This window comes from Halorubrum lacusprofundi ATCC 49239, from assembly GCF_000022205.1.
Classification (GTDB): Archaea; Halobacteriota; Halobacteria; order Halobacteriales; family Haloferacaceae; genus Halorubrum; species Halorubrum lacusprofundi.
Genome location: NC_012029.1, coordinates 454654 through 471879 on the forward strand (window position 1 = coordinate 454654; position 17226 = coordinate 471879).

Here is a 17226-nt window from a genome sequence, read left to right on the forward strand (position 1 = left end):
TGGTCGGCTTCATCCCCGCCCTGAAGGGCGAGGCTTTCGCCTCGAATTTTCCGTAAAGCGACGACTGCGTCGGAGCAGCGGCGCCGACGGCGACATCGACGGCGAGCGCTGATCGCGGTCAGGCGGCGCCGCCGCTCCGGACCCACTCGCGGAGTGTGAACCGGTCGTAGGCGGTCTCGGCGGCGACGGTCCACTCCGCTGAGTCCCACGCCGGGTAGAACGTGTCGCCCTCGTAGCTCCCCGTGACGTGGCTGAGTACCATCCGGTCGAGGTGGGGCTGGAACAGCTCGTAGATCCCGCCGCCGCCGAGGACGTAGACGGTGTCGTCAGCGGCGTCGGTGTCGTCGGCGTCGCTATCTCCCTCGTCGAGGATCTCCGCCGCGCGTTCGAGCGCCGAGTCGACCCCGTCGGCGACGACCGCGGTCGGAACGTCGACGGACTCGACGCTCCGGCTCACGACGATCTGGCGAGAGCCGGGGAGGTGGTCGCGCATCGAGTCGAAGGTGCGGCGGCCGAGGATGACGGGCGAGCCCGCGACGCGCTCGCGGTACTGCCGAACGTCGGCCTCGATGTGGGGCCACGGCACCTCGCCGTCCCTGCCGATGGCTCGGTTCTCCGCGAGCGCCGCGACGCTGACGAGTTGCACGGACGCCCTACGAGCGCGGGCGACAAAAAACCGGCCGGGCGGGGAGCGGGGAGGACGGGAAGCGGAGAGACGAGAGCGCCGCGCTACTCCCCGAGCCCGAGGAGGTCGAACGGATAGCCGTTGTCGTTGTCGTCGGCCTGCTCGTAGACGACGCGGGCGGCCGCCACGTCCTGGATCGCGAGGCCGGTGGAGTCGAAGACGGTGACGCCGTCGATGCCGGCGCCGCTCCCGGCATTGTCGCCCTCGCTCCCGGTCCCGGTCCGACCCGGACGGTTGCCGACGACGATCTCGCCGATCTCGCCGTAGATGTCGTCGTCGGTCAGAAGCCCTGCGGCGTAGGGGACGTTGATCTCGCCGGAGTGGGTACACTGCTCGTGGTCGTCGATGACGACGGTCGCGTTCAACAGGAGGTCGTCGGCGAGTTCGTGTTTGCCCTCGGCGTCCGCGCCCATCGCGTTGACGTGGGTGTGGTCGCCCACGTCGTCGGGGCCGACGATGGGGGACTCGACGGGCGTCACCGTCGAGAGCACGTCGCAGTGGCCGGCCTCCGCGATGGAGCCGGCGCGGACGTCGAAGCGGCCCTCGAAGGCGTCGATGAAGTCGGCGACGCGCTCCTCGTCGAGATCGCTGATCACGACCTCGTCGATGTCGCGCACCGCGGCGATCGCCTCCAGTTGGGTGTACGACTGAACGCCGGCGCCGACGATCCCGAGCGAGGTCGCGTCCGGGACCGCCAGCTCGTCGGTGGCGACCGCGGCCGCCGCGCCGGTGCGTTTCATCGTGAGCGTCGTGCCGTCGAGGATCGCCAGCGGGAACGCCGTCTCGGGGTCGGAGTAGATCATCGTCCCCATCACGGTCGGGAGGTCGTGGTCGGCGGGGTTGTCGGTGTGGACGTTCACCCACTTGATCCCGGCTGCGTCCCAGCCGGCGTCCTCGGCGGTGTCCTCGGTGCGTACGTCGAGGTAGGCGGGCATCGAGCGGAAGTCGCCGTTGTACTCGGGCAGGTCGATGTACGACTTCGCCGGCATCTTGGCGTTGCCGCGCTCGTAGGCCGTGAACGCGCCGCGGACCGCGTCGATGACGCGGTCCATGCGGGCGTTCTCGTCGACGTCGTCGGCGTTCAAAAGCAGCGTCTGCATGGCGCAAACTTTTCCGGAGGGGTACTTCAAGCCTCTTGAATCGGTGGCGGCCCGCGAGCCCCGATCCGAGTCAGACCATGTCGCCGCGCACCGACGCCCCCTCCTGTTCGGCCCGCCGTCGCTTGAGGGTCTCGGCGGCCTCGTTGGCTACGTTCTCGTCGGCGCCGAGCATGCCGAGCGCGGCGGAGAGCGTCGGCATCGCGAGGGAGGCCTCGCGGAGTCGGTCGAACGCCTCCTCGTCGCGGGTGCCATCGACCCACAGGCAGACGCCCCGCGGGTCGAGCACCTCCTCGTAGGCGTCGCGGGCGAGCGCCCCCTTCAGGCGCTGGCGCACGTTGTCCTCGAAGCTCGCGTTACACACTTCGAGGTGGATCGGCTCGCTGTCGTCGGGCTTCGCCCGACTGCCAGAGGCGCTCCGCGCCTCGCTGTCGTCGACCAGTTCGGCCGCGAGGCACTTCTCGGGGGCGGCGTACCCGTTGTCGCTCGTGCGCACGCGGTCAGGGTGCGCCTCGGCCCACTCGGCGTGTACCGAGGTGCCGACGCCCTTCACGCCGTACTCGGCCGCGAAGTTGGCGGCCGCGTCGCTATCGCCGCCCATGATCACGTCCTTGGTGAGGTACACGTCGAGCCGCTCGACCGGATCGAGTCCCAGTGCGACGTCGCCGAAGGCCCACACCTCGCGGACGGGGACCGGCATGGTCTCGCGTTCGACGCGGTCGACGAGGGTCTCCAGCCGGGCGACGGCCTGCTCGCGGTCCATGCAGGAGGCGTAGGCGGGTCGCGGGCAAACCGGTTTCGTTCGGTGGCGGTCGAGGTCTCAGATCCCGTCGAGTCGCTCCGCGATCGACTCCCAGTGGCTCCCCTTCCAGAACCAGCGCCCGCAGTCGCGACAGCGCCACGCGGGGCGGGTGTCGGCGGTGTCGGGTTCGGACTCGGGCGCCCCCGCCGTCCCCACGTCGTCGGGCACGTACTCGGGGCGGTCGTCGGGGTCGGCGCTGTCCGAGGCCGACACCCGATCGACTCGCCCGTTACAGGCGCCACAGCGCGTCGGCTCGTCGACGAGCGCGACGGGGGAGCCCGCGGCGGCGACCTCGCGAAGCTGGTCGAGCACGTCGCGCTCGGTGAGGAGGACCGCGTCCCCGGTCCGGGCGGCGAGTTCGCGATCGCGGGTGATCAGGGTCCGAGCCTCGGCCGCGGCCAGCGCCAGAACCTGGTCGTCCGCCTCGACCCCGCGGTCGAGCGCGTAGGCGGCGTCGTAGCCGCACATCCGGAGATACGTCGCGAGCTTCCCGCACATCGCGTCGAGGAGGACGCGCGGGGGTTCGTCATCGGCGGCCGCGCGGTCGTCGGTCGGCATCAGCCGTCGAGGAACGCCCGGATCTCGTCGGGGGAGCGCGCGTTGAGCACGTCCGCCGTCTCGGCCCAGCCGCGCCGGGCGGTGTGGACCCCGTACCGGGCGTTGTCGAGCTCACGGGGCGCGTGCGCGTCGGTGTTGACCGCGATCGTCGCGCCCGCGTCGATCGCAGCCCGGACCATGTCGCCGTCGGCGTCGAGGCGGGCCGGGTTCGCGTTCACCTCGATCGCGGTGCCGGCGGCCGCGGCCGCCTCGACCACGGCCGCCACGTCGGGCGCGATGCCCGGGCGGCTGTTGATGATCCGGCCGGTCGGGTGGCCGAGGATATCGACATACGGGTGTTCGACCGCCCGGATCAGCCGCTCCGTGGCGGCGTCGGGGTCCTGTCCCAGCGCGGAGTGCGGCGAGGCGACGACGATATCGAGGTCGGCGAGGGTGTCGTCGTCGGTGGTGATCTCTCCCTCCGCGTCGATGTTGGCCTCGATCCCGTGGAACACCTCGATGTCGGCGTCGGTAGGCTCGCCGGCTCCGCTCTCGCCGGCTCCGCCCTCGCCGGCCCAGACCGCTCCGTCGACCGCGTCAATCGCGTCGGCGACCGCATCCGCCTGCGCCGCGATCTCGGCCTCGTCGAGCCCCGTGTTGCCGAAGATCCCCGGGCCGGCGGCGTGGTCGGTGACCGCGTGCGCGTCGTACCCGCGCTCCGCGGCCGCCTCGATCATCTCCGCGATCGAGAACCCGCCGTCCGACCAGTCGGTGTGGGTGTGGAGGTCGCCGCGCAGGTCTTTGGTCTCGACGAGGTTGGGAAGCTCGCCCGCCGCGGCCGCCGCGACCTCGCCGTTGTTCTCCCGGAGTTCGGGCGGCACGGGATCCATGTCGAGCGCCTCGTAGACGCCGTCCTCGGTCTCGCCCGCGACGCGCTCGCCGACCCGCTGGCCCGCGTCGGGGTCGTCGACGTCGGAGATGTCGAAGAGGCCGTACTCGTTGAGCTTCAGGCCGCGGTCGATCGCGCGGTTGCGCACCGCGACGTTGTGGGCGCGCGAGCCGGTGAAGTACTGGAGCGCGGCGCCGAACTCCTCGCCGTCGACGATTCGGAGGTCCACCCGGGTGCCGCTCGCGCGAACGCTCGCCTTCCCGGTGCCGGCCTCGATCGTCGCGTCGGCCTCGGGCCACTCGGTGAACGCCTCGACGATGGGCTCGCGCGCGTCGCTGGCGACGAGCAGATCGATGTCGCCGATGGTGTCTTTCCAGCGCCGGATCGAGCCGCACACCTCGACCGACGCGACCGCGTCGAGGTCGTCGAGGTACGACAGGGCGGCGTCGGCGACCGGGCGCGCGTCGCCGAGGCGGGTGCGCTTCCGGGCCTCGCGCGCGAACGGGATGTTGTCGAGGATGTTCTCCTCTGTCTTCGCGCCGAAGCCGGAGACCTCGCGGATCTGTTCTGCCTCGGCTGCCGCCTCTAGTTCGTCGAGCGTCGTGATCCCGAGCGCCTCGTAGAGGCTGCCGACCGTCTTCGGACCGACGCCCTCGACCGCGGTCAGCGCCCCGATGTCGGCGGGGAGCTCCGAGCGGAGCGCCTCCAGCTCCTCGATCGATCCCGTCTCGAAGTACTCGACGATCTTCGACGCGATGGCGTCGCCCACGCGGTCGATCTCGGCGACCGCGTCCTCTCCCTCCCCGGCGAGGTTCTCGATCGGCGCGGTGTGTTCGCGGACGTTCTCCGCGGCGCGGCGGTAGGCGGTCGGCTTGTACTCGACGCCTGTCGCTTCGAGCAGGTCGGCGAACTCCTCGAGGAGGGCGGCGACCTCGTCGTTACGGCTCATTGCGTGACGGTTCGGTTGGCCGGTACTAATAAGTGAGAGCGATCGGGACGAACCAGTTGGACAGCCCTGTTGAAACCCACCGTGGGCGATAGTGTCACGCTCAATCGCTCAGTACAGACCGCGAAACGACAGATCACCCGACAAATACACTGCACTTCGCTCCGAGGTAGCTGCATACGTTACCAGATTATTTGTTATGAAATTCATAACATGTCAGGAAGAGATAAATCTATGAGGATTTATCAAGTCAGCTTGTTATATAGTCTCATGGGGATTTTAGATATGCTTGAAGGTGAGATGACAACGAAACAAATGGGAGTTATAATGATTCTCTACATGGTGGGTCTGGCGGCTTTTGGGGTGCTGGCTGTTATCGTGATACATGGTCTCGGATGGCAGTGGCTATAGAGAATCGCTGTAAGGCGGCGACGGACAACTGTTAAGTCAAAAGTTAAATAGAGGATCAGCGACACCCTATGTCGAATCTACTCCGAGCAATAAGCACTCTTAAGCGACCGGGTATTTCAATGATAATCCCTTGAAAAATATTATTTCAACGGGGCCAGTTGGGCGTATATAGACGATTGGCGGGAGATAGATGGTGACACTTCCAAAGCCCCAGCCGTTGTTTACCGAATCTCTCGGTGAATAGGAGTAACGGCTGGTTGGCACAGCCATCGACGTTGTTGTTTGACAAGGAAACAGATGCGTTCGCACCTCAAGAACAGGTAACGTCGTAAACCAAAATATCCCAACCCAGCGGTGCGGTGCCGTGGGAATCCTCGCGCTTCAGCGCGGGGAGGATGTCAAAAGCGATCGAATACTGCTCGGCGAACACCTCCAAAGTCCCACCCCGCCCCGCACAGCGCCTCACGCCTCTCCAGCCTCGTCAGTCGTCCTCCGCGTTGCTCCGGACGACCGACTCCAGCGAGGGACCGGAGGTCCCTCTGGCAGCCGGCGGCAAAGCCGTCGGCGACGCCACCGCAGATCGATTTATAAAGAGTCGAAGTCCCCCGGCCTCGAAGTGATCGATGGACAAGACATTTGTTCGATCTCACAGATCACCCGCGTATGCCCTCCCCGCTCGCTCCGCTCTCCGGACTCGTCAGTGGCCTCCTCGATCGCTCGCGCGCCGGTTTCCGATGGCTCAAGCCGGACAAGCAGGCTCTCACCGTCGGCGTCGTCGTCTTCGTCACCCTCGCAACGACCCTCGGAATCGTCGCGCTCGGCGCCGCCTTCGACGCGACGATCGACCGCGAGGTGACGGTCGACAACCCCGACTATCCGCCGGAGTCGACCTGTGAGACGTTCGGCGAGGACGGCGACTCGGTCTTCGTCGAGCAGTGCGACCGGCCGGAGCGGATCGACGTGGATGTCGGCGAGGAGCTGCGGAGCGCGTCGGGCGAGTACGTCGGCTACGCGCTGATCGGCGTGCCGATCTGGTGGGCGATCTTCGCGCTCGCGCTCCACGGCGGGGCGCGCCTCGCTGGGGGATCCGGCTCTCTCGGCGACTCGTTCGCCATCGCGGCGTGGGCGATCGCCGCGGAGGTGGCTCGGCTGGTCGCCGGGCTCGGCGCGATCTGGTACGTGCTCGCGACGACGACGGTCGAGGGGACCACGATGGAGTCGATCGCGACCGAGATCGTCGCGGCCATCTCGACGATGCAGGGGCCGCTTCTGGTGGCCTCCGCGGTCGTGATCTCGGTCCAGTGGGTCGTGGTCGTCGGCGGGCTGGAAGCCTACCACGACCTCGACCGAGGGATCGCGGGGACAGTCGCGGGCGTCCTCGCGGTGTTCGGGCTCCTGCTCGCAGCGGTGTGAGGGACGCCCCCGAATTCGAGAGTTTTTAACCCGGTCGGGGTCCCTCTCCCGACATGATCCTGTCGGACGCGGACATCCTCGACCGCCTCGCGGAGGGGGACCTCGTCGTCGAACCCCTCGACGACGTCGACCAGCAGGTCCAGCCCGCGAGCGTCGACCTGCGGCTCGGCGAGCGCTTCCTGGAGTTCCAGCGCACGAACATTCCCTGTATCCACCCAACCGAGGCCGACGAGGTCGGCGACTACGTCACGGAGACGCGCGTCCCCGAGGGCGAGGAGTTCATCCTCCACCCGGGCGACTTCGTGCTCGGGACCACCACGGAGCGCGTCGAGATCCCGCCGGACCTGCTCGCGACCGTGCAAGGCCGGTCCTCGCTCGGGCGGCTCGCGATCGTCATCCACGCCACCGCGGGGATCGTCGATCCGGGGTACAAGGGGCAGATCACGCTCGAACTGTCGAACCTCGGCACCGCGCCCGTCGCGCTCACGCCCGGGATGCGCGTCTCACAGCTCATCTTCACGGAGCTCAAATCGCCCGCAAAACGCCCGTATGGCGTCGAACGCGGCTCGAAGTATCAGGACCAGGACGGCCCGCAGGCCTCCCGAATCGGCTCCGATCCGGAGTTTCACAGTGACGAGAACCAGGCGGCGGAGCACGAGTCGTGAGGTTCATCGAGGAGGTCGTCGTCGACGAGTTCCTCCCGACGGTGCGCTCGATGCTGGCGGAGGACCTCCGCGAGCGCGGCTTCACCCAGCACGAGGTCGCCGACGCGCTCGGCATCTCGCAGTCCGCGGTCTCGAAGTACGCCCACGGCGACGTGGCCCGCCACGACCGGATCGTCGCCGATGAGCGCGTTCGCGAACTCGTCGAGCGCGTGGGCGAGGGGCTCGCGACGGGGGAGATGACACCGGTCGCAGCCCTCGCCGAGATCGAGGTGCTGATCCGCCGGTTGGAGGAGGGCGACCTCCTCGCGGACCTCCACGAGGAGGCGATGCCCGCGCTCGCCGACGCCGAGGTGGAGTTCGCCGTTCACGACCCGGACAGCGGGCTCCGCGAGCGCGAGCGCGTCCTCTCCTCGGTCCGGCGCGGGCTCCGCACCCTGACGAACGCCTCCGGGTTCGCCGGGCTCATCCCGAACGTCGGTGCCAACGTCGCCGAGTGTCTCGACGACGCGCGGACGGTCGACGACGTGGCGGCCGTGCCCGGTCGCCTCGTCGACGTGAAGGGACGGGCGATGGTCCCGGGCGAGCCCGAGTTCGGCGTGAGCGAGCACGTCGCGACGGTCCTGCTCGCCGCGCGTGAGGCGGGCGCGACCGCTCGCGGCGCGGTGAACGTGCGGTACGCCCCCGGAACCGTCGAGGCGCTCGCCACCGACCATCCGACGGTGGAGTTCGACCCCGAGCGACCGACCCGGGAGGCGGTCGTCGATGCGGTCGCCGACGCGGAGCGCTCGGGCGGCGACAGCGCCGACAGCGACACCCTCGTCCTCTACCAGACGGGCGCGGTCGGCGTCGAGCCGATCGTCTACGTGCTCGCGCCGACCGCCGCGGACGCGGCCCGAATCGTTCGCGGGCTGGTCTGAGCGCGGCCCCCGACGGCCCCGAACCAGCGGGCTTTAGGCCCGTATCCACGACACTTCGATACACACCACATGAGCCACGACGACTTCCCCACCGACGATCCGGCGGTGGTGACCTGTGGACTGCCGTACGCCAACGGCGACCTCCACATCGGCCACCTCCGCACCTACGTCGGCGGCGACGTGTACCGGCGCGCGCTCGAACGACTCGGGCAGGAGACCGCGTTCGTCTCCGGCTCCGACATGCACGGCACCCCCGTCGCGGTCAACGCCGAGCAGGAGGGGGTCTCCCCCGAGCAGTTCGCGCTCGACTGGCACGAGCAGTACGCCGCGACGTTCCCGAAGTTCAACGTCGAGTTCGACAACTACGGCCACACCCACGACGAGACGAACACGGCGGTGACCCAACAGCTCGTCCGTGACCTCGACGAGGGCGGCCACCTCTACGAGAAGGAGATCATGGTCGCGTACGACCCCGTCGACGACCAGTTCCTCCCGGACCGGTACGTCGAGGGGACCTGCCCCTACTGCGGTGCACACGCCCGCGGCGACGAGTGCGACGAGGGGTGCCAGCGCCACCTCGAACCCGGCGAGGTCGAGGACCCCGAATCGACGATCACCGGCAACCCCGCCGAGTACCGCGAGCGCACCCACCAGTTCTTCGAAGTCTCCGCGTTCTCCGAGTACCTCTCCGGCTTCCTCGATCGGCTGGAGGGGACCTCGAACGCCCGGAACCAGCCCCGCGAGTGGATCGAGCAGGGGCTCCAAGACTGGTGTATCACCCGCGACATGGACTGGGGGATCGACTACCCCGGCGAAAACCCGCAGGACCTCGTCTTATACGTCTGGGTCGACGCCCCGATCGAGTATATCTCCTCGACGAAGCAGTACACCGAGCGCGTCGGCGCCGACGCCTTCGACTGGGAGGCCGCGTGGAAGGAGGGCGCGAGCGACGCGCACCCCGAGGGCGGCGAGATCGTCCACGTGATCGGCCGCGACATCATTCAACATCACACGATCTTCTGGCCCGCGATGCTGGAGGCGACCGACCACACCGAGCCGCGCGCCGTGATGGCGAGCGGCTTCGTCACCCTCGGCGGCAAGGGCTTCTCCACGAGCCGCGACCGCGCGGTCTGGGCCGACGAGTACCTCGACGAGGGGTTCCATCCCGACCCGCTGCGCTACTACCTCGCGACCAACGGCGGGTTCCAGCAGGACGTGGACTTCTCGTGGGAGAAGTTCCGCGACCGCGTCAACACCGAGCTGGTGGGGACCGTCGGCAACTTCCTCTACCGCTCGCTGCTCTTCGCCCACCGCAACTACGACGACGCGCCCATCGCGGACGCGACGAGCGACGAGGTCGCCGAGCGGATCGAGGAGGCGATCGCCGACTTCGAGGCCGCCGTCAACGACTACTCCGTGCGCGCGGTCGGCGACGCCGTCACCGACCTCGCCCGGTTCGGCAACGAGTACATCCAGCGCAGCGAGCCGTGGAAGCTCGTGGACGACGACCCCGAGGAGGCCGCGCAGGTCATCCACGACTGCGTCGCGATCGCGAAGGCGATCGCGGTCCTGTTCGAGCCCATCGCACCCGAGAAGACCGAGCGTCTCTGGGACCAGCTCGGCGAGGACGGCTCGGTCCACGAGACCACCGTCGAGGCGGCCCGCGAGGGCCCCGCCGGCGACCTCGCGGAGCCGACGGAGCTGTTCGAGCAGATCGAAGACGAGCGCGTCGAGGCGCTCAACGAGAAGCTGGAGGCGCGCGCCGCCGAGGCGGAGGACGGCGACGAAGCGGACGAGGAGAGCGGCGACGACGGCGAGGCGGACGACGGCAGCGACGAAGCGGACGACGACACCACTGACGAACCCGACATGACCGACATCGAACCCCTCAGCGACGACCGCATCAGCTTCGACGACTTCCAGGAACTGGACATCCGGATCGGCCGGATCGAGGAGGCGGAGGGTATCGAGGGCGCCGACGACCTCCTGAAGCTCCGCGTCGACCTCGGCGCGGAGACCCGGACGATCGTCGCGGGGCTCAAACAACTCCACGACGTGGACGACCTGCCCGGAACGAAGGTCGTCGTGCTCGCGAACATGGAGAAGGCGGAGCTGTTCGGCGTCGAGTCGAACGGGATGGTGCTCGCCGCCGGCGAGGAGGCCGACCTCCTCACCACCTACGAGGACGCCGGGCCGGGGACGAAGGTGAAGTAAGCGAGAAACCGCAGTGCCGATCAGGCGATTTCGGTCTGACGGTCCGCCTGTGCGGCGAGGTGCAGGAACGCGATCGCGCCGAGAAAGAGGATCACGAACGGCAGCGTCGTGGCGTCTGGTTGTGCGTAGGAGCCCGCGACCGCCAGTGGGCTGACGCTCAGCCCGAACAGGCCGACTGCGTAGCCGGCTCTGTCCGGCCAGTCGGAGAACTGGAAGGTGCTCCCGAGCAGCGCCGTGTCGAACGCGAGGTAGAAGTAGCTCGCCGCGGCGTACACCGTTGCCGTCCCGGTCGCGACGAACGGGTCGGGAGTGAGGAACGCGTAGACGCCGATCGCGATCAAGAGCCCACAGACCGCGGCCAGCGGGAGGTCCGTCTGCATGGTCTCGGGTCGTTTCGTGTCGAGGTAAAACCCGGCGTACCGGATTCGGTCTCGGCGATCGGTCGGTACGGATCGGTTCTCTCCGGACGCGCGGCCGGGCGCTCCTGCGCCGGTTAGGCGTCCAGCACTTCGATCAGGTTCCCCTCCGGGTCCCTGACGAACAGGATCGTCGTCCCGCTTTCGGTCGTTCGCGGCGGGCTCAGCGTCTCCACGTCGTCAGCGAGGTCGGCGTAGAACGCCTCCACGTCGTCGACGGACAGTCCGAGGTGGGTCGCGCCGGGCCGGTTCAGTTCGGGGACGTCTCCCGACTCGCCGGTCGGATCGTACGCGACGAGTTCGACGATCGCGCCGTCGGCGTCGAGGTGTGCGAACTCGGCCGACGCGTCCTCGACGGCGACCGCCTCAGCGAAGGCGTCGCCGCCGACCGCGAACTCCGAGAGACGGTCGAGGCCGAACGTCTCGGTGTAGAAGTCGACGGCGCGGTCCAGATCGGCGACGGTGATTCCGACGTGGTGAGCGGTTGGATCGGACACGGTCCGTGGATCGCCGGTCGACGAGAAAACGGTGTCGGCCCCGTCGGTGAGAGATTTATAAATGGGTGACGGCGACTCTGCGGTGAAGACCTCCAAAGCCCCAGCCGCTCGGTAGTACGTGATCGATGACTCCGCGGTGAACACCGCCAAAGCCCCAGCCGCTCGGTAGTACGTGATCGACGACTCCGCGGTGAACACCGCCAAAGCCCCAGCCGCTCGGTAGTACGTGATCGACGACTCCGCGGTGAACACCGCCAAAGCCCCAGCCGCTCGGTAGTACGTGATCGACGACTCCGCGGTGAACACCGCCAAAGCCCCAGCCGCGACGACTCGTGCGACTCGTTGCGCCCTTCGGTCGCTCACTTCGTTCGCTCCCTGCAGTGCTTACGTCGTCGAGCTTCGTCCTTCCGGGAGACTTCGTCTCCCGTCTTTCCGCTCGCTACGCTCGCGGAAATCGCGACTGCCCCTTTGAGTCCCACCCCAACCGCACAGCACCGCAGCCTCAGGCCTCCCCAGCCTCGTCGCCGGCGGCTTCGCCGCCGGCTGCCCGTGGCGCTACGCGCCACGCTGTCACCGGACTACGTCCGGTTGCAAGCGAGAGCTTCGCTCTCGCCCTGTCGCTGGCGGCTTCTGCCGCCAGCGACTCCCTCGCGCGTGCACCTCGCGCCCTTCGGGCGCTCGGCGGCACGCGCCGCCGCAGTATTCGTTTATAAGTCGTCCTGTCACCGGATACCTGCCGATCGACGACCGGAAGCGACCGAGCGGTCCCGGCCGTTTATAAGCGTGACCGAGGTACCAACGGGCGATGACCCTCGGCCGGATCAGGGAGTACGACGTACTCGTGCTCACGTCGCTGATCTGGTTTCTCGGGAAGTTCGTTCGGTACGCGTTCCCGCCGCTGTTCGAGCCCCTGCAGGCGAGCTACGGGGTGAGCAACGCCGCCGTCGGAGCCGCGTTCTCGGGTTTCATGGCCGTCTATGCCCTCCTGCAGTTCCCGAGCGGAGCGATCGCCGACCGCGTCGGGGCCGTTCGGGTGATCGCGTTGGGCGCGGTCGTGGCCGGTGTCGGTTCCCTCGCGTTGCTCTTTGACACCCCCTTCGCGGTGCTGGCGGGGGCGATGCTCGTGATCGGCGCGGGGACGGGCGCGCACAAAACGGTCGCAATACGGCTGCTCTCGCGGGTGTACCCGGTTCGGACCGGGCGCGCGCTCGGCGCCCACGACACCGTCGGCGCGCTCGGCGGGGTGGCCGCGCCCGCGGCGGTCACCCTCTTCGTCGCCGCGCCGCCCGCGCTCGCCGGGTTCCTCTCTCGGCTCCCGGGCGCTGACTGGCGCGGCCTGTTCGTCGTCACGGGCGTCATCGCGCTCGCGCTTGCGGGAGCCTTTGCCCTCCGCGTTCCGGGTCGGCTCCCGGCTGACGCCGACCGCGGCCCGGAGCGAGAGGGGTCGGAGCCGGGCGCGAGCGACTACCTCGCGTTGTTCGAGGACCGACGACTCGCGGCGTTCGTGATCGTGACGATCGCCTTCTCGTTCGCGTACAACGGGGCCGTCGCCTTCCTCCCGCTGTATCTCTCGCAAGCGGCCGGGCTGTCGACCGCGACCGCAAATCTGCTGTACTCCGCGCTGTTCGCGGTCACCTTCGTCCAACTCGTCTCCGGCGACCTCTCCGACCGATTCGGCCGCTTCCCCGTGATGGTTGCTGCGCTCGCGCTCGCGGCGGCGGCTCTCGTCGGCGTCGTCGCGCTCGCAAGAGGGGAAACAGGGGCGGGACCGATCGTTCTCGGCGCTCTCGTCGTCGCGTTCGGGCTCGGTTCTCACGGGTTCCGCCCGGTCCGCGGCGTGTACCTGATCGAGGCGCTCCCCGAGCGACTCGCTGGTGGCGGGCTCGGCGTCGTCCGCACCCTGTTGATGGGTGCCGGCGCGCTTGCTCCCGCGACGGTGGGGGCGATCGCCGACGCGTCCGGGTTCCGACCCGCGTTCGGGCTGCTCGCCGGGGCGCTCGCGCTGGCGGCGGTCGCGGCGGCGGGGCTGTGGGCGACCGAGTGAGGGGCAGACCCGGAAGTCGACCGAAACGACCATTCCTCGCCCGCGCGACCCTCGCGTATGCACGTCGTCGTCAACGCGGCCCAGAGCGTCGACGGGAAACTCGCAACGCGGCGCCGGGAGCAGCTCCGGATCTCGGGACCGGAGGATTTCGACCGAGTCGACCGCGTCAGGGCGGCCGCGGACGCGGTGTTAGTCGGGGTTGGAACCGTCCTCGCGGACGACCCGCACCTCACGCTCGACGAGGAGGACCGACGCGTCGAACGGCTCCGGAACGGCCGCCCGGGCAACCCCGCCCGCGTCGTCGTCGACTCGACCGGACGGACGCCGACCGACGCCCGGATCCTCGACGACGCGGCGACGACCTACCTGCTCGTCTCCGCGTCGGCGCCCCCCGAGCGACGCGAGGCGCTTGCGGCCGCCGGTGCCGAGGTCGTCGTGGTCGAGGGCGGAAGCGGGACCGAACGTGAGAGCGAGAGCGACGGGGACCACGTCGACCTCGTGGCGGGAATCCACGCGCTGGCAGAGCGGGGCATCGACCGGCTGATGGTCGAGGGCGGCGGTGAAGTCATCTACTCGTGTTTCGCGGCAGGACTCGTCGACGAGCTTCACGTGTATGTGGGGTCGATGGTGATCGGGGGGCGTGACGCGCCGACGCTCGCCGACGGTGAGGGGTTCACCGAAGCGTTCCCGCGGCTCGATCTGGTCGATACCGAGCGGCTCGACGACGGAATCGTGCTCTCGTACGAGGTCGGAGACGGCACGCCGTAGGCAGGTCGTAGGGGGTAGATCGTAGGCGGCAGGTCGTAGGCGGCAGGTCGTAAGCGGCAGGTCGTAGGCGGCAGGTCGTAAGCGGCAGGTCGTAGGCGGCGAGCGCGGGGAAAACGACTGATACGTAGCGATGTGTGTCGGTGTGTGCGTGTGTCTGTGTATGATCGTGTGTGATCACTCACCACGGATCGGGCGGTATGCGGTCCGTGCTATCGGTTTACACCCGAATCACCGAAGTATTTATATGTCGGCCTGCGGTAGGATCTGGTACCAGAACGCCTCCGGCGCTGGTGGGATCGCACGCTGAAATGAACGGGAGCTCTTATGTACGGCTTGACGCACGACAGCGAGCACTTGCCACCGCCGGAGCGGTGATGGAGAGATAAAAAATGGTAACGAAAGAAGAAGTCATCGAACAGTACGATATCGAGGCGATGGACGAGGCGGACAACGTGGACCTTTCTGAGGACGATCTTGAGAACGGATCGAAGGGTCAGCTCATTAAACGCGCCGGGCAGCTGCGCGACCGACGGAACGAGCTGAACCAGATGGCCTCCGAGCGCGCATCCAACCGCGACGACCTCAACGCGAAGACCCGCGAGAAGGTCGATGAGGCCCAAGAACACCGCGAGAAGCGCGACGAGCTCAACGAGCAGGTCCAAGAGCACAAGGACAAGCGGAACGAGCTCAACGCCGATGCCAACGAGCTGTTCGACGAGGTTGAGGAGCTCAAACAGGACATGGAGCTCGGCTCCGGCAAGTCCATCGAGGAGCTCAAAGAGGAGATCGAGGACCTGGAGTTCCGTCAGCAGACGGAGGTCCTCGACGCCGAGGACGAGCGTGAGCTTATCGAGAAGATCGACGAGAAGCGAGAGAAGCTCGCCGAGAAGAAGGAGAAAGTCGACGACACCAGCGAGCTCGACGAGCTCGTCGAGGAGGCCGAGGAGGTCCGCTCCGAGGCGTCCCAGCACCACCAGAAGGTGACGGAGCTCGCCGACAAGGCTCAGGAGCACCACAACCAGATGATCGAGGCCTACCGCGAGGCCGACGACATCCGCGACGAGGCCGACGAGATGCACGAGCTGTTCGTCGAGGCCCAGGAGGCCGCCGACCAGCATCACGAGGACTTCGTTCGCGTTCAGAAGCGCCTGCGCGAGCTCGACAAGGAGGAAGAGAAGGAGCGCAAGGACGAGCGCGCCGAGAAGCGCGAGGAAGAGAAGGAAGAGGCCGAGGAGATCTATCAGAAGTTCAAGGAGGGCGAGACGCTCGACACCGAGGACCTGATGAAGCTCCAGAAGACCGGTCTGCTGTAGTTCGGTCGAAGCGGCATTTCTGCGGTTCTTTCGCGAGGCACCCAGCATCGGCTCCGCGGGTCACCGAATTGTTTATTGAGGAACGTTTTATCCGAAAAAACGCTCGTAAGCGGACGTGAAATCCGCATCCTCTTCGGCCGCTTCCTCCCACGCGGTGAGTCCACGTTCCGTAGCCGTCCCGGCGATCGAGTTATCGAGGAAAATCGCGACGATCCCTCCGACGGCCATACCCGTCGACCCGATGACGTAGATGGTGTTTGCGGCGACGTCGGCACCCAGAAGCGGGCCGACGAGGAAGCTGTCGGCCAGTCCCTGTTGAAAGGCGCTCGCGCTCCCGACGCTCCGCATGTACTCCGGGATGGCCAGCCCGGAGAAGAGCGAGATTCCGATGATGAAGATATTTCGCGACGAGTCGAGGTCGACGTACTTGAGGTTTGAGAGACCGACGCCGACGATTTGGGCGAACATTGCGATGTAGAGACCACCGATGATCGGGCTCGGAATCGTGGCGACGAGCTGGCCGAAATAGCCGACGAACCCGACGAGAATCATGAGCGCGGCACCGATTTGGACGACGTACCGTGAGGCCACACCGGTGAGACCGATAGCACCGATATTTTCGGAGTACGAGGTCGACCCGCCAGTACCCATCACCCCGGAGAAGACGTTCATGAGTCCTTCCATACCGATGCCGTGAGACATGCGCTCGCTGCTGGGGGCACCCATTCCGGAGAGACGGGCGACGGCATGGTAATCACCGATAGATTCGACGATCGAAGCGGCGACACCGGCGAGCATACCGATGACGAACGCGGGCGTAACGCTCGGCATACCCCACTGGAGCGGATAGATGGGATGGACCGGTTCGGCCGCCGCGACGCTTGCCAGATCGATGTAGCCGGGCGTGTCTGGCCCGAAGATCCCGAGGACCGATAAGCCCGCAGCGATTGCCCATGCGACGACGATACCGAGGAGGACCGGAAACAGCTGGAAGATGTTTGACCTCTCTCCGAGGTACTGTGAGAACAAAACGATAGCGACCAGCGTCAGACCGACGAGCCACCAGTTCTGATTGGCTGTCGCGATATCGGGCGAGTTGAACAGTGACAAGCCGATGAGTACGATGACCGGCGCGATAACGACCGGTGAGAGATATCTCCGCAACCGTCCGACGAGTCCGAGATAGCCGATCGCGACCTCGGCGAGCGCGGCGACGATGATCGCGCCTTGGAGTTGGAGCAGCGCCGCCCGCCAGGCGACGATACCCTCCGGCGGGTTCGCCGTCACGACGCCGATGACCGCGAGCGCGGGCGCGAGCATCGAGAACGGCGCTCCCTGCACGATCGGGTAGCGGTTGCCGAACGTCGTCTGCGCGAGTGTCGCGATTCCCGAGACGACGAAGAACGTGCCGACGAAACGCGGAACGACCGCGTCGGGCATTCCCATCGCACCCGCGAGGAGAAGCGGCACGGCGATGTTCGCGCCCACCATCGTGAGATAGTGCTGGACACCGAGAAAGAGTGACTTTCCGAGCGGTGGTTTGTCATTGATACCATACTGAACAAACGTATTTTCGTCCTCGTCCCCTGCCATCCTTGTGGCTTCGGTCATC

The 17226-nt window shown here is 67.5% G+C and carries 16 protein-coding genes; 8 read left to right on the forward strand and 8 right to left on the reverse strand.

Translation table 11 applies throughout. The features are described from left to right. Positions 1-118: 118 nt before the first annotated feature. From HLAC_RS02175 to HLAC_RS02195, 5 genes are all read right to left on the reverse strand, one after another. Positions 119-646 (reverse strand): dihydrofolate reductase, encoded by a 528-nt coding sequence (locus HLAC_RS02175; protein WP_012659675.1) that lies wholly within the window; start codon positions 644-646, stop codon positions 119-121. A gap of 83 nt (positions 647-729) precedes the next feature. After that, the gene (locus HLAC_RS02180) at positions 730-1785 is read right to left on the reverse strand and encodes an alanine dehydrogenase (RefSeq protein WP_012659676.1); all 1056 of its coding nucleotides are present in this window, start codon (positions 1783-1785) and stop codon (positions 730-732) included. A 70-nt stretch (positions 1786-1855) separates the two neighbouring features. Next, positions 1856-2545 (reverse strand): DUF7095 family protein, encoded by a 690-nt coding sequence (locus tag HLAC_RS02185; protein ID WP_012659677.1) that lies wholly within the window; start codon positions 2543-2545, stop codon positions 1856-1858. Between the two features lie 57 nt (positions 2546-2602). Continuing rightward, positions 2603-3142: a Mut7-C RNAse domain-containing protein gene (locus HLAC_RS02190; protein ID WP_012659678.1), complete on the reverse strand. Its 540-nt coding sequence runs from the start codon at positions 3140-3142 to the stop codon at positions 2603-2605. Beyond that, positions 3142-4959: a helix-hairpin-helix domain-containing protein gene (locus HLAC_RS02195; protein ID WP_012659679.1), complete on the reverse strand. Its 1818-nt coding sequence runs from the start codon at positions 4957-4959 to the stop codon at positions 3142-3144. The genes HLAC_RS02190 and HLAC_RS02195 overlap by 1 nt, the downstream gene beginning before the upstream one ends. A gap of 282 nt (positions 4960-5241) precedes the next feature. Here HLAC_RS02195 and HLAC_RS19795 point away from each other — a divergent pair, with 282 nt between their 5' ends. The 5 genes from HLAC_RS19795 (at position 5242) to metG (ending at position 10576) form a co-directional block, all read left to right on the forward strand. After that, positions 5242-5367 (forward strand): hypothetical protein, encoded by a 126-nt coding sequence (locus tag HLAC_RS19795; RefSeq protein ID WP_275039385.1) that lies wholly within the window; start codon positions 5242-5244, stop codon positions 5365-5367. Between the two features lie 663 nt (positions 5368-6030). Beyond that, positions 6031-6780 carry a YIP1 family protein gene (locus HLAC_RS02205; RefSeq protein WP_012659681.1) on the forward strand — a complete coding sequence of 250 codons (750 nt, stop codon included), beginning with the start codon at positions 6031-6033 and terminating at the stop codon, positions 6778-6780. A 53-nt stretch (positions 6781-6833) separates the two neighbouring features. Beyond that, the gene (dcd, locus tag HLAC_RS02210) at positions 6834-7445 is read left to right on the forward strand and encodes a dCTP deaminase (RefSeq protein ID WP_012659682.1); all 612 of its coding nucleotides are present in this window, start codon (positions 6834-6836) and stop codon (positions 7443-7445) included. After that, entirely contained in the window at positions 7442-8362 is a 921-nt protein-coding gene (locus HLAC_RS02215) for a thiamine-phosphate synthase family protein (protein ID WP_012659683.1), read from the forward strand. Before dcd ends, HLAC_RS02215 begins: the two co-directional genes overlap by 4 nt. A 69-nt stretch (positions 8363-8431) precedes the next feature. Then, entirely contained in the window at positions 8432-10576 is a 2145-nt protein-coding gene (gene metG / locus HLAC_RS02220) for a methionine--tRNA ligase (protein WP_012659684.1), read from the forward strand. 20 nt (positions 10577-10596) lie between these two features. Here the strand turns inward: metG and HLAC_RS02225 are convergent, their stop codons facing one another. Continuing rightward, positions 10597-10956: a hypothetical protein gene (locus HLAC_RS02225; protein WP_012659685.1), complete on the reverse strand. Its 360-nt coding sequence runs from the start codon at positions 10954-10956 to the stop codon at positions 10597-10599. A gap of 113 nt (positions 10957-11069) precedes the next feature. Then, positions 11070-11489 (reverse strand): VOC family protein, encoded by a 420-nt coding sequence (locus tag HLAC_RS02230; protein WP_012659686.1) that lies wholly within the window; start codon positions 11487-11489, stop codon positions 11070-11072. A gap of 805 nt (positions 11490-12294) precedes the next feature. On the opposite strand from HLAC_RS02230, the gene HLAC_RS02235 reads away from it, so the two are divergent. The 3 genes from HLAC_RS02235 (at position 12295) to HLAC_RS02245 (ending at position 15614) form a co-directional block, all read left to right on the forward strand. After that, on the forward strand, positions 12295-13533 hold the full coding sequence (locus HLAC_RS02235; protein ID WP_012659687.1) for an MFS transporter: 1239 nt from the start codon (positions 12295-12297) through the stop codon (positions 13531-13533). A gap of 57 nt (positions 13534-13590) precedes the next feature. Beyond that, positions 13591-14301, forward strand: coding sequence for a 2,5-diamino-6-(ribosylamino)-4(3H)-pyrimidinone 5'-phosphate reductase (locus HLAC_RS02240; RefSeq protein ID WP_012659688.1), 711 nt, complete (start codon positions 13591-13593; stop codon positions 14299-14301). 389 nt (positions 14302-14690) lie between these two features. Continuing rightward, complete coding sequence (locus tag HLAC_RS02245) at positions 14691-15614, forward strand: coiled-coil protein (protein ID WP_012659689.1); 924 nt, start codon at positions 14691-14693, stop codon at positions 15612-15614. 87 nt (positions 15615-15701) lie between these two features. Here HLAC_RS02245 and HLAC_RS02250 read toward each other — a convergent pair whose 3' ends face one another. Then, the gene (locus HLAC_RS02250; protein ID WP_049933153.1) at positions 15702-17207 is read right to left on the reverse strand and encodes a uracil-xanthine permease family protein; all 1506 of its coding nucleotides are present in this window, start codon (positions 17205-17207) and stop codon (positions 15702-15704) included. Positions 17208-17226 lie beyond the last annotated feature (19 nt).